The 12,979-nt window shown below is 49.3% G+C and carries 10 protein-coding genes; 9 read left to right on the forward strand and 1 reads right to left on the reverse strand.

The annotated features are described in order from the left end of the window. Window positions 1-128: 128 nt before the first annotated feature. From JUB14_RS23080 to JUB14_RS23110, 7 genes are all read left to right on the forward strand, one after another. A complete protein-coding gene (locus JUB14_RS23080; protein ID WP_207509220.1) occupies window positions 129-1,325 on the forward strand; it encodes a DUF6807 domain-containing protein in 1,197 nt (398 codons plus the stop codon). A 286-nt stretch (window positions 1,326-1,611) separates the two neighbouring features. Beyond that, window positions 1,612-2,076: a hypothetical protein gene (locus JUB14_RS23085; protein WP_207509221.1), complete on the forward strand. Its 465-nt coding sequence runs from the start codon at window positions 1,612-1,614 to the stop codon at window positions 2,074-2,076. A 235-nt stretch (window positions 2,077-2,311) separates the two neighbouring features. Continuing rightward, window positions 2,312-3,835, forward strand: a complete 1,524-nt coding sequence (locus JUB14_RS23090) for a lipopolysaccharide biosynthesis protein (protein WP_207509222.1) — start codon at window positions 2,312-2,314, stop codon at window positions 3,833-3,835. Then, entirely contained in the window at window positions 3,832-4,743 is a 912-nt protein-coding gene (locus tag JUB14_RS23095) for a glycosyltransferase (RefSeq protein ID WP_229368178.1), read from the forward strand. The genes JUB14_RS23090 and JUB14_RS23095 overlap by 4 nt, the downstream gene beginning before the upstream one ends. 68 nt (window positions 4,744-4,811) lie before the next feature. Next, the gene (locus JUB14_RS23100; protein ID WP_207509223.1) at window positions 4,812-5,561 is read left to right on the forward strand and encodes a class I SAM-dependent methyltransferase; all 750 of its coding nucleotides are present in this window, start codon (window positions 4,812-4,814) and stop codon (window positions 5,559-5,561) included. After that, window positions 5,558-6,820 carry a glycosyltransferase family 4 protein gene (locus tag JUB14_RS23105; protein WP_207509224.1) on the forward strand — a complete coding sequence of 421 codons (1,263 nt, stop codon included), beginning with the start codon at window positions 5,558-5,560 and terminating at the stop codon, window positions 6,818-6,820. Before JUB14_RS23100 ends, JUB14_RS23105 begins: the two co-directional genes overlap by 4 nt. Window positions 6,821-6,823: 3 nt before the next feature. After that, complete coding sequence (locus JUB14_RS23110; protein WP_207509225.1) at window positions 6,824-7,603, forward strand: glycosyltransferase family 2 protein; 780 nt, start codon at window positions 6,824-6,826, stop codon at window positions 7,601-7,603. Here JUB14_RS23110 and JUB14_RS23115 read toward each other — a convergent pair. Then, the gene (locus tag JUB14_RS23115) at window positions 7,600-8,013 is read right to left on the reverse strand and encodes a thioredoxin domain-containing protein (protein ID WP_207509226.1); all 414 of its coding nucleotides are present in this window, start codon (window positions 8,011-8,013) and stop codon (window positions 7,600-7,602) included. The two genes, JUB14_RS23110 and JUB14_RS23115, sit on opposite strands and share 4 nt — an antisense overlap. Before the next feature lie 327 nt (window positions 8,014-8,340). Here JUB14_RS23115 and JUB14_RS23120 point away from each other — a divergent pair, with 327 nt between their 5' ends. After that, on the forward strand, window positions 8,341-11,421 hold the full coding sequence (locus JUB14_RS23120) for a SusC/RagA family TonB-linked outer membrane protein (RefSeq protein ID WP_207509227.1): 3,081 nt from the start codon (window positions 8,341-8,343) through the stop codon (window positions 11,419-11,421). Window positions 11,422-11,476: 55 nt separating this feature from the next. Beyond that, window positions 11,477-12,841 (forward strand): RagB/SusD family nutrient uptake outer membrane protein, encoded by a 1,365-nt coding sequence (locus JUB14_RS23125; RefSeq protein ID WP_207509228.1) that lies wholly within the window; start codon window positions 11,477-11,479, stop codon window positions 12,839-12,841. Window positions 12,842-12,979: the final 138 nt, after the last annotated feature.

Here is a 12,979-nt window from a genome sequence, read left to right on the forward strand (position 1 = left end):
TGGCATTTCAGCCCGTACCAGGAGTATAGTAGTACTGATTTGTTTCTACTTCGCCAGATAATAAAGAATAGAACTACTGCCACTCTTACTTATATATACGATTCTATTGCTACTGCACTACTAACTCAATGAAAAACCTGATCTTTTTCCTGCTGTTTGCCACTGTAACTCCTCTTTTTGCCCAGGTCGCTGTACTGGAGATTAATGCGGGCAACCATGATCGGTATCAAACGCCGGTCCATCTGCAAGTTAATAAGCCTCTTGCTACAACCAGGGCCTACTACCTGCAGAAGCCCGGCTCGAAGAAAAAGCTACCCGCACAGGCCGTAGATGCCCATACGCTTTTTTTTATTTTGGACTCTTTACCAGCGGGCACCAGGGTGACGTACCATCTGGTAGCCGGACAGGCAACTCCATCCAAAAATTCGCCCCAAATCGAAAAGAAGCCCGAGGGAGTGCAGGTACGAGTTGGTAACAAACCTGTTTTCTTCTACCAGGCTCAGGAGGTACTTCCCCCCAACACGCCCAGCCATTATAGCCGCAGCGGATTTATTCACCCTCTGTACAGTCCGGCGGGACAGGTGTTGACGGATGATTTCCCGGTAGGGCACACACACCAGCACGCCCTCTTTGCCGCCTGGGTCAATACTACCTTTAAAAACAGCTTTGTAGACTTCTGGAACCAGCACCTAAAGAAAGGAACTATAGAACACGTACAGGTACTTGATACGCAGCAGGGACCGGTGGCAGCTCAACTAAAAACCGAACTTCGTTATAAGAGTCTGGAGTTTGGCGAGGTACTCCGGGAAGTATGGACGGTCACTGTATACCCCTTTACGGATTACTTCCTTTTTGATATTGAACAACTGCAAACCAATACCTCTGCAGATACCCTGCACATCAATAAATATACGTACGGAGGTATGGCTTTTCGGGGGAGCCGGGAGTGGAACCGTACTGACTCTGCTCATTACTCCAACCGCTGGCACATCCTGACCGACCAGAACAAGACCCTTGCTGATGCCAATCATACCCACGCCCGCTGGGTAGATGCCTCAGGTCAGGTAGACGGCAAAATGACCGGGCTAACTGTTTTCGGATTCCCCTCCAACCACCGGTACCCGCAGGCAATCCGGGTACACCCCGACATGCCCTACTGGTGTTACTCTCCTATGGTCGACGGAGCATTCGATATAGCTCCCGGTGCCAGCTACCAAAACCGCTACCGATACTATGTACATAATGGATCGCCAGATCCAAAAATCATCAAGCAAATACAGACTGATATTACCGAACCCATTATGGTTAATATTATAAATAGGTAATACCTGTATGTACCGCACCTTACCCCAAAGTACTATCCATAGAAGTGGAAGAGTAGACTGCTAGTCTGTTATTTTTTTGATATATATACGTTGCATTAAGTAACCAATATTCCACTAAAAATTGTATTAAATCGATAGAATTTATCTGAAAGAAGCTACCATACAACCGTTAAATAAAATTTTTTATATAAAAGTTGTTAATTCCATCAAACCCCTACTTTTGAAGTTATTACTGTATGCTAACATACTCATTAACTTACTATACCATTCCAAAAGTACTGACTCTATGGCCATTGGCGTCCCACCCCGATATACCGAAAAAATACAACTTAGTACTATGCCAGGTGAGTACTTTCTGGCGCTGGCGCTGGAAGCAGTAAAAAAGCTGGACTGGCTTATTGGTTACAAAAGTGAAACCGGCTTTATGGCATTTACAACTACGTCAATGGAGTCATGGAGTGAGGAAATAAAAGTCATAGCCGAGGGACAAACCATACGATTGACCAGTGAATGCACGGGTGGACAGCTGATAGATTGGGGAAAAAACAGGAGGAATATTGAACGTTTGCTGCAGAAGATCGAGGAGCTAAAAACAGGGCTTCTTCCGGAAAAGATCGCTTCTCTCTATGAAGATCTCAAACCCAACCTCATACCGGCGAATGAATGTGTCCTTTCCATCCCTGCTCCTACTCTGTATGATAAAGTAGTAAATTCACTTTTCACTTCTCCATCAAGGCAGGTTGCATTCTGAAGGTCTTACAGAAAGCACTTCTACTCGACCTGATTGGCAGGCAGCTATAAGTAGAAGTATACCCATCTTCCACATCTGGCTCTCCGGGAAGTAACAAACACCCCTACCAGATGATGTACATCCATAGCCTGACCCGCTGGTATATGGTACTTACTCAACATTCCTCTTCGCGATTAGGCTAGCTTGCAGTTTTTAGTTTACTTCGTTCTCATATTAATAATGAGCACGAGTTTCAATGGGGATTATCATCCGGCAGGGGTTTAAGAGTTCGATTGTCACCTACATAGGCGTGCTGATTGGTATGTTTAACATGCTGATCCTGTACAACCGCTTCCTGAGTCAGGAACAGTTAGGCTTGTACGCCTCCACCCTACTCACATTCCCTATTATATACATGTCATTGTCGTTACTGGGGGTACCTTCGGTAGCGGTGCGCTTTCACAGCCAGTTTCAGGACGAAGGAGCACGTCGACAGCTTTTTACCTTCCTGCTCGTCACCCCACTGGTGGGGCTAACCGCTTTTGTGCTGCTGTACCTGCTCTTTAAGCCCCTGTACCTGGATTTTTATATGGATCACTCTCCTCTGCTGGTCCGCTACTACTATGTTTTTATTCCCCTGACGGTAGGCATGGTGTACCTGTCGGTGCTGGAGGCTTACTCCCGAATCAGTCTGCGTATAGCCGTTCCCTCGCTTATACGGGAGGTAGGTCTCAGGCTTTTTAACAGTGTCATAGTACTCCTGTTTGGATACCACTTTATCACCTTTGATCAGATGGTATCCATGACCATAGTGAGCTATGCGCTGGCCATCCTGTTTATGCTGTATTACATCCACCGGCAGGGACGGCTGTATACCCGCCTTGACTTCGGCTTTGTGCGTCATCCGGCCTTCAGGGAAATGTACCGCTATGGTCTGTGGGTACTTATGGGTGGAGCCAGCGCCGCTCTGTTGCCTCATATCGAAAAGGTACTCCTGCCGGGATTTGAGGGAGGATTGGGCAACACCGCCATCTTTGATATTGCTTCGCGCATTGCCCTGGTTATTGCCATTCCGAGGAATAGTATAGTCATGATCAGTGCACCTATCATATCCGAGGCTTATCAGCGCAATGACATCCAGCATATCGATACTATTTATAAGAAATCCTCACTGAACCTGTTCATCATCGGGTCATTCCTGTTGCTGGGCATCTGGGGGAATATTGACTCTATCTTTACCCTTATTCCTAAGTCTGAAATCTACGCGCAGGGTAAGTGGGTGGTACTACTGATCGGACTCGGCCGCGTGGTGGATATGATGACGGGCCTTAACTCTGAGATCCTGGTTAACTCAAAGTACTACCGCTACGATATCTTTTTCATGATCCTGTTTACGGGGCTGCTCCTGGTAAGCAACCTGTTCCTGATCCCCCGCTACGGCTATAATGGAGCGGCGGCAGCAGCCTTTCTGTCTGTCCTGATTTATAATATCCTGAAGCTGCTGTTTATCCGGCAGAAAATGCACATTCAGCCTTTTACCGTAGGTACTCTAAAAGTAGTCGTGCTAATACTGGTTACCTACCTGGTACTACAGCTGATACCGGCTCCGGCTACCCGTGAGTTGATTCCTATCCTGCTGGACATGGCCCTACGCTCGGTACTTATTACTGTCCTGTTCGGAGGGGGTATCATCTTCTGGAATGTGTCAGAAGATATAAGTGCGGCGTTTAGAAAAGTGAAAGAAATAGCCCTTAATACCCTATACAAGAGCCGGTCATGACCACTATTACTGACATAGCCCCCGTGGTAGTGTTTTGCTTTAACCGCCCATGGCACCTGCAGCAGACCATACAGGCCTTGCAGCAGAATCCGCTGGCCCGGCACAGCCGCCTGATTGTATTCTCGGACGGCGCACGTAAGGAGGAAGACCAGCTACCTGTACGGGAAGTCCGATCCTACCTGGCTACTATCCATGGCTTCAAAGAGGTGGAAATAGTACTTTCTGAAATTAATCGTGGCTTGGCCACTTCGGTTATCGAAGGAGTTAGTCAGGTGCTGGATCAGTACGAGCGGGTGATTGTACTGGAAGATGACATGGTATGTACTTCCGATTTCCTGGAGTACATGAATGAGGCGCTCCGTACCTACCGCAACAGGCCCCATATCTTTTCTATTACAGGTTACGCACCACCCGCGCCGCTTCCGGCTGATTACCCGCACGAATTGTACCTGGCCCCCCGCGCCAGCTCCTGGGGCTGGGGTACCTGGCGCGACCGCTGGCAGCAGGCCGACTGGCAGGTACGTGACTTTGAGAATCTCTTAAAGAATAAAGACCTGCGCCAGCGCCTCACGGCGGGTGGTGAAGACCTATGGCCAATGCTGGTGAAGCAGCAACGCGGTGTAATCAGCTCCTGGGCGGTACGCTGGACGTGGAGCCAGAGCCGGCAGGGTGCGTATGGCCTCTATCCCATACGATCTAAGATCCGAAACATAGGGACCGACGGTAGTGGCACGAACTTTACCTTTGCTACCGAGGAGTACGGCAGCGAGCTGGAAGAAAGGCAACTTACTATGCCCCCCGACCTGCAACCTGACACACAGGTCATACAGGCCTTTGGCAACTACTATCGGCAGCCTTTTCGCCTCAAGATCAAAAACTGGCTGAAATACGGAATTCGGCCCCTCTGATAGCAGTTGACTCCCTTACCGCTACCGTCTCCCGCAGAAAAGTTGTAGTTTCGTAAAAAATTCATGCGATGGATTCCAATCAACTAACTGATAAACAGTTTTGGCTCAACTACTGGGAAAGCAAGCAAAACCTGGCTTTTCCGGTTAGCCAGAGCTACCCCTTTATTTCGCACATCAACTCACTCCTACTCAAATACAACACCCGTTCGTTTCTGGAGATTGGTGGCTTCCCGGGCTACTATTCCGTATGGGTTAAAAAGAACCATAAGATCCAGAGTACCCTGCTCGACTTCGTAATTCATGAACGAATCCTGCATCAGCTCGAACAGGTAAATGGGTTACCCCTAGGCTCCGTAGATACCATTGAGGCGGATCTTTTTGCCTATACACCTACGCAGAAGTTTGATCTGGTCGTTTCTAACGGGCTCATTGAGCATTTCAACGATACGGCTGATATCATCCAGAAGCACGTGCAGTTTCTGCCCGCCAACGGTACCCTGTTTATAACCTTACCCAATTTTAGAGGGTTGAACGGCTGGTTCCAGCGCACCTTTGATCCGGAGAACTACGCCAAGCACAACATTGACTGCATGGATCTGGATTTTCTGCGGAATGTATGTCTCTCGCTGGGGCTACATGATATTGATGTGCAGTACAATGGTCGCTTTATGATTTGGCTGGAAAATGAAGCCAGTCAGCCGGCCTGGGTAAAGCTATTCATGAAGGCACTCTGGTTTCCCCTGAAGGTACTTTTCAAGCTAGTACCCATCGAAACCCGGCTGTTTTCGCCCTATATCATCCTGACGGCCCGCGTATGAAAGTAGTGTACCTGAATACCAGCGACACCGGAGGAGGCGCGGCCATAGCAGGGCGCCGTATCCTGAAAGCCCTCGAGCAGTACCACGGCGTGGAGGGCCATATGCTGGTGCAGGAGAAGAATTCCAACGAAGACTACATCACCTCCATCGCCCAGACCTCATGGCAGAAGCGGCTGGCCTGGGGGCGCTTCGTGGCGGAACGTCTGTTGTTTCTGCCCCATGAGCGCTCCAAAGAAGTACGTTTTCTGTTCAACTTGGGACAGGTAGGTACTGATGTCAGCGAGCATCCGCTGGTACAGCAGGCCGACCTCATCCACCTGCACTGGGTCAATTTTGGTTTTCAATCAACCAGTACCCTAAAGAAGCTTTTTGCCCTGAAGAAGCCCGTCGTCTGGACCTTTCATGATATGTGGGCGTTTACAGGCGGGTGCCACCACAGCGGCGACCACGAGGGCTACCAGCAGGAATGCGGGTACTGCAAGTTTCTGAGAAATCCCAGCCCTAATGATATCTCTCACCGCCGCTGGCTGGCCAAGAAAGATGCCTACGCGGGTACTCCATTCGTAGCTGTCACCTGCAGCCGCTGGCTGGAAGGCCGCGCCCGGAAGAGCAGCCTGCTGCAGGGCTTCCGGACCCAAACCATCAACAATCCCATTGATACCGAACTATTTGCCCCCATACCCAAAGAACAAGCCCGTCAACAACTAGGCTTGCCTACTAATAAAGAACTGGTACTCTTTGCCGCCATGCGGGTCAACGCTATCGGAAAGGGCTTTCCCTACTTTGAAGAAGCCCTCCAAATCCTGCTCGAGCGTCACCCCGAATTACACGACAAGGTAGAGCTGCTGGTATTTGGACAGGCCGACCAGGAGATGGTCAATAAGCTCCCCCTGCGGGCGCACCAACTGGGGCACCTGTCGGACCCGATGAAGATTGCCCTGGCCTACAACGCGGCCTCAATGTTTGTAACACCTTCGCTGGAAGAAAACCTTCCCAATACGATCATGGAGTCATTTGCCTGTGGTACCCCGGTAGTGGGTTTTGAGGTGGGTGGTATACCAGAGATGATCGACCATCAGCGCAATGGCTACCTGGCCATTTACCGTTCTGCCAAATCTATTGCGGAGGGTATCCAATGGGTACTTGATCATAATCAGGAAGGGGTACTATCAGCCAATGCCCGGCAGAAGGTACTAAGTACCTACGCGGAGAAGGTCATAGCAGCGCAGTATTACCAACTTTACCAGTCACTCCTGTAAGCTATGCCGCTGCTCACCATTATTACCATTACCTACAACGCGGAGAAGTTTCTGGAGCGAACGCTACGGAGTGTCCAAAAAGCGCTGAAACAGGTACCTGATCCAACTCAGGTGGAGTACTGGCTGGTGGATGGAGCCTCCAAAGATGCTACACTATCTATAGCCCATACCTATCAGCAGGAACTCTCACTCCAGATCATATCTGAGCCTGACAAAGGCTTGTACGACGCTATGAACAAAGGCCTGCACCTGGCAACGGGTCAGTACCTATGGTTTCTGAATGCGGGGGATGAGGTACACGACGAGGAGGTACTCCAGAAGTTGCTGATGGCAATGGAGAGCAGTGCTGATATCTACTATAGCGACGCCCTATTTGTACGGTACGATGGCAGCCCCGTCGGGCTTCGTAGCGAGGTAACGCCCCATACTCTTCCTACCAACCTCAGCTGGCAGCACATGGCTTTGGGCATGAAGGTATCTCATCAGGCATTTATTGCCAAGAAAGAAATAGCGCCAACCTACGATATTACCAACCTCAGCGCTGATGTTGAGTGGGAAATTGTGTGTCTGAAAAGGGCGAAAGCCATTAAGTACCTCCCCTTTGTACTTTGTAAGTACCTGACGGGCGGCCTGTCGGTACAGCGTCACCGCCAGTCCCTGCTGGACCGCTTCACGGTACTTCGCCGGCACTTTGGTCTGCTGCCTACCCTCTGGAACCACGCCCGCATCACCTGGCGGGGGTTTGTATTCTCCCGCCGACGCAGCAAGTACTGGTCTCCCTAGCGATTGATCATACAGCCAACGGCTTGCGTGCGCGCCATCAGGACAGGCTGTCCGTTTAGTGCCGCATCCAGAGCATCTTTGAGGTAGTGCTCTGTGGGAGCGGTCCGGTTTCGCCCCAGGGCGTAGTACCAGTTGTCGATAGCCCCCCGGTACAGTACCCGTCCCTGAGCATCTGTTACAATAGCCTCGGGCGTGACGGTAGCATCCAGCCGGTCAGAGATCTGATAATCTTTATCCTTTTCACCGGTAAAGGGAATTTGGTACTTTGTATGGAATCGACGTATATCCTTCTTCCTGATCGTGTAGGAGGGGTAAATAGCCCGGAACTGCACCGGCTCATTTTTGTACTCCTCAACCAGGCTACGGAGCCGTAAAGTATACGCCTGCGAAATTGGACATTCCGGGTCCATAAAAAACCAGACCGTTAAATTATACTCTTGGTTTATGGCAACATTTACATCTCTGTCTTGATTGATATAAAGGTATTTTGATATATTAGCAGCTACTTTTCCAGCATTGTATCCACTCCCCGCTACCGAAGGTATTAAATGTAATAATACCAATAGGATATTAAAATAAATCATTGTTCTGCACTATTTTTTATTCATACGACTAGGTGGTATTTCCATTCTAGCCTCTAAATAATATATTTGTTATCTTAATTATTGAATATATAACTATTTTTTAATCAAATACCCATTTCTATCTAAACTTTTCATCACAATTAAACCTATTTTATGAAAAAAAGTAGTCTACTAACTCTACTAGCTCTGCTTTTAACCTGGACGGTTTCTATCGCTCAGGGGATCAGAGTTACGGGTACAGTAACATCGGCAGAAGACGGTTCATCGCTTCCCGGTGTCAGTATACAAGTAAAAGGTACCACTACGGGTACCCAAACCGACGCTTCCGGCTCCTACTCGATCAGCGTCCCTTCTTCTAACTCCGTACTGGTGTTTAGCTTTGTTGGGCTTGAGTCAAGAGAACTAACCGTAGGAAATCAGACCACTATTAATGTACAGCTTTCGGCAGATACCCGTGCTCTCAATGAGGTAGTAGTTACGGGATTTGGTGCCCAGGCCCGTCGCAACCTGACTGGTAATATTGCTAAAATTGAAGGTAGCTCTATCCAGGGTGTACCCGTTACCACTTTTGAGCAGGCTCTCCAGGGACGTGCTGCCGGTGTACAGATCACGTCATTGAACGGTAAGCTGGGTCAGGGTATCCAGATGCGTATCCGTGGTTCATCGTCGGTTACTGCCAGCAACGAGCCTCTGTACGTGATTGATGGTGTACCCATTACATCTAATAACCAAGGGACCAGCACCTCTCCCCAAAACCCACTGGCCGATATCAACTTCAACGATATTGAGTCTATTGAAATCCTGAAAGATGCCTCGGCTGCCGCTATCTACGGTGCCCGTGCTTCTAACGGGGTAGTACTGCTTACTACTAAGAAAGGTAAAAGTGGCAAAACCCGCTTCAGCCTTGGCTACCAGATGGGAAGCAGCGAACCTACCCGTCGTCGTGAGTGGCTGAATACTGCAGAATACATCGAACTGTATAGAGAGGCTGCTCAGAACAGCATCAACGCGGGTGACCTGCCTGCCAACTACATGACCAGCCTGGAAAGCCGTTTTACCCGCTATGCTGCCGGTGATAGAGCAAACTGGGAGCAGAGTCTTGTTGACAACAACTGGGAAGACCAGGCCTTCCAGAAAGCGCCGATGGGCCAACTTGACCTGAGCGCCAGCGGTGGAGATAACAAAACGCGTTTCTTCGTATCAGGACAGTACCTGGATCAGAAAGGTATCCTGATTAAGAACTCGTTTAAGCGTCTGAGTGGTCGTGTTAATCTGGATCACAAAGCTAATGACAACCTGACTCTGGGCGTAAACCTGAACATCGCCCGTACGCAGAATGGTCGTCTAGCTAATGACAACTCCTTCTCTACTCCTTTGCAGATCGTAGCGTTACCTCCTATTACGCCGGTTATCGATCCCCGTACCAATGAGCTTAGCGGTAGCTATACGCTATACTACAACCCCCTGCTGAATCGTGATCACTCCAGCAACATAACTACCTCGTACCGTACCCTGGGTAACCTGTATGGTGAGTACCGGTTTAATGACTGGCTGAAGTTCCGTACTGAGTGGGGCGCAGACCTACTTTCGCTCAATGAAGATGAATACTACGGTAAAGAAACAGGCCGTAATACCGGAGCTCCTAACGGACTTGGATTTAACTCTTTTGCACAGGTAACCAACTATACTACCAACAACTTCTTCTCTCTGGGTCATACCTTTGCCGAGAAGCACGATATTGATGGGGTAGTAGGTATGTCATTCCAGCGTTCAGATGCTTCTTACAATTCAGTAGAAGGACGTGAGTTCCCTTCTAACTCATATACCCGTATTGCATCAGCTGCCCGTATCACAGCAGGTAGCTCTACTGCTACCAACTACAGCTTCCTGTCTTACTTTGCCCGTGCTAACTATCGCCTCGCCGATAAGTACCTGTTCACGTTTAGTGGTCGTGTTGACGGATCGTCACGTTTTGGAGAGAACAACCGCTATGGTTTCTTCCCGGCAGTCTCGGCAGGATGGATCATCAGCGAGGAGTCATTCATGCAGAGTGTGCCTTCTATCAGCCTCCTGAAACTACGTGCCAGCTATGGTCTGACAGGTAACGCTGAGATTACTAGTATAAGCTCTACCGGATCTACTTTCCTTAATAACTTTGCTGCCAGAGGCTTATACACAGGAGGGTCCGGCTACGCTGGCACCCCTGGTCAAAGCCCTTCTCAAATCGAGAACCCTGACCTGCGCTGGGAACAAACAGCACAGACTGACGTAGGTATCGACTTTGGCTTCTTTGCCGGCCGCCTGACTGGTGAAATAGACTACTATGTTAAGAACACCCGCGACCTGCTCCTGAACGTAAACGTGCCAGGTACTACCGGTTACCGTACGCAGCTCCGTAACATCGGTCGCTTGGAAAACAAAGGATGGGAATTTGTCCTGAACAGCCAGAACACCACCGGTGCATTCCAGTGGAATACCTCACTGAACCTGTCGGGCAACCGTAACAAAATCCTTGATCTGGACGGTCAGGTTATCACAGGTGGTTTTAACAACCGCGCTATTGAAGGACATCCTATCGGTGTATTCTACGAAATCGAGTACGCTGGTGTAGATCCTCAGAACGGAGATGCCCTGTACTACCTCAACAATGAGAATCCGGACGGAACGTTTAATCGTAACACAACCAATGATCCTAACCTGGCTCAGCGCGTAGTACTTGGCAACCCCAGCCCTACCCTGATCGGTGGTATTACCAACAACTTTACGTACAAAGGCTTTGAGCTGAACATCCTGTTCCAGGGCCAGTTCGGAAACATGGTATACAACGGTGGTGGTAAGTTCCAGTCCGCTAATGGTGACTTCTTTGATAACCAGACCCGCGACCAGCTGAACCGCTGGCAGAAGCCCGGCGATATCACGAACGTACCCCAGGCTCGCCTGTTCGGTGCTAACGGTACCTCCGAATCGTCACGTTACCTGCAGAAGGCTGACTTTGTACGTCTAAAGACACTGACTCTGGGTTATACCCTGCCTAACAGCCTTACAAGCCGTGCCAAGCTGGAGCGGGTTCGTCTGTACGTAACCGGTCAGAACTTACTCACATTCACCAACTACACTGGCTGGGATCCAGAAGTGAATGCTGACCACCTGGCTGGTAACATTGGTCTGGGTAATGACTTCTATTCAGCTCCTCAGGCCCGTACTATTATTGTAGGTGTTAACCTGGGCTTCTAATCGTAGATGTCACACGTCAAAAGCGTAAATCAAAAGATTAAAACTATTCACTAATATGAATTATAGATTCAAAAGAATACTTCCGCTATCGCTTGCAACGCTGATGTTGCTTACGGCCTGCGATAGTCAGCTTGATCTCAAACCCGTCAATACCATTGATGCTTCGGCAGCAGTGTCTACCTCCGCCGATGTAGAGGCTCTACTGGTAGGTGCTTATGACTCTATGAGCGATATAGACCTGTACGGTGGTAACCTCCTGCGCAACTCGGAACTAATAGGTGACAACGGAGAGGTTTTCTGGGATGGTACCTTCGTTGAGCCTGATGAGATCTACCGGAAAGCTATACTTGTTGGTAATACAAATGTTGCGAATATATGGCTGGATGCGTATCGTACCATCAACATTGCCAACACGGTACTTGCCAACCTTGAGGTAGTAACCGAAGCCAACCGTGCCCGTGTTGAAGGGGAGGCCAAGTTTGTCCGCGGTGTGATGTACTTTGAGCTGGTTCGTAACTATGCCAAAGCCTGGACCGACGGAACCCCAGCCAGTAACGCGGGTGTACCTCTCGTCCTTACACCTACTTCCGAAATCAACGATGATTCGAACTTATCGCGTGCTACTGTAGCTGCGGTATATGCTCAGGTACTTAGCGACCTTACTGATGCCGAATCCAAGCTGCCTGCTACCAATGGTATCTTTGCCACCAAATGGGCTGCCGCCGGTATGTTGTCACGCGTGTACATGATGCAGGAGAAATATGCTGATGCCGCTAATGCCGCTACCCGCGTCATCGACTCAGGCCGCTTCTCGCTGGTACCTACCGAAGAGGTTTTTGATCAGCGCATCAACCAGACTGGTCTCGCTACTGCCGAGGATATCTTCTCTATCTATATTACGGATCAGGATGGTATCAACGAACTGAACACCTTCTTTGGTGGATCAAGCTTTGGCGGCCGTGGTGATATCCTGATTGAAGATGCTCACCTGGCCATGTACGAGCCCGGCGACAATCGTGCGGAACTGTTCTATGAAGACAACGGTGGTATCTATACTATAAAGTTCAGAAACCAGTACGGCAACATTAAGGTACTGCGTCTGGCTGAGATGTACCTGACCCGTGCTGAGGCTAACCTGCGCAATAACTCGGCGATTGGTGCTACTCCGGCCGAAGATATCAATCGTATCCGTGTCCGGGCTGGTCTGGAGCCTTTAGCTCCCGCCAATGTGACCCTGGCAGCTATCCTGAAGGAGCGCCGTCTGGAGCTTGCTTTTGAAGGACAACTGATCCACGACATCAAGCGTACTAAAGGCACCGTGGGTTCACTGCCTTACACTTCGCCTAAGCTGATCTTCCCGATTCCTCGTCGTGAGATTGACGCTAACCCTAACCTGATTCAGAACGAAGGATACATCTAGTGGTTACGCTGAAATAACTTACTATTTTGATACAAAAACACCCCGGCTTCACCGGGGTGTTTTTATTTATTAGCCAAACATAAACCAAAATCGCAGGTTTTACTTATATTTCACAGCCGGGTTCTCAATTATCAAAAG

The sequence above is a fragment of the Telluribacter humicola genome (assembly GCF_017355935.1).
Classification (GTDB): Bacteria; Bacteroidota; Bacteroidia; order Cytophagales; family Spirosomataceae; genus Telluribacter; species Telluribacter humicola.

Excerpts from the sequence above, each read along its gene's own strand:
- JUB14_RS23100 (WP_207509223.1), top strand. The coding sequence starts at position 4,812 with ATGGATTCCAATCAACTAACTGATAAACAGTTTTGGCTCAACTACTGG.
- JUB14_RS23080 (WP_207509220.1), top strand. The coding sequence starts at position 129 with ATGAAAAACCTGATCTTTTTCCTGCTGTTTGCCACTGTAACTCCTCTT.
- JUB14_RS23085 (WP_207509221.1), top strand. The coding sequence starts at position 1,612 with ATGGCCATTGGCGTCCCACCCCGATATACCGAAAAAATACAACTTAGT.
- JUB14_RS23115 (WP_207509226.1), bottom strand. The coding sequence starts at position 8,013 with ATGGACCCGGAATGTCCAATTTCGCAGGCGTATACTTTACGGCTCCGT.
- JUB14_RS23120 (WP_207509227.1), top strand. The coding sequence starts at position 8,341 with ATGAAAAAAAGTAGTCTACTAACTCTACTAGCTCTGCTTTTAACCTGG.
- JUB14_RS23110 (WP_207509225.1), top strand. The coding sequence starts at position 6,824 with ATGCCGCTGCTCACCATTATTACCATTACCTACAACGCGGAGAAGTTT.
- JUB14_RS23125 (WP_207509228.1), top strand. The coding sequence starts at position 11,477 with ATGAATTATAGATTCAAAAGAATACTTCCGCTATCGCTTGCAACGCTG.
- JUB14_RS23095 (WP_229368178.1), top strand. The coding sequence starts at position 3,832 with ATGACCACTATTACTGACATAGCCCCCGTGGTAGTGTTTTGCTTTAAC.
- JUB14_RS23090 (WP_207509222.1), top strand. The coding sequence starts at position 2,312 with ATGGGGATTATCATCCGGCAGGGGTTTAAGAGTTCGATTGTCACCTAC.
- JUB14_RS23105 (WP_207509224.1), top strand. The coding sequence starts at position 5,558 with ATGAAAGTAGTGTACCTGAATACCAGCGACACCGGAGGAGGCGCGGCC.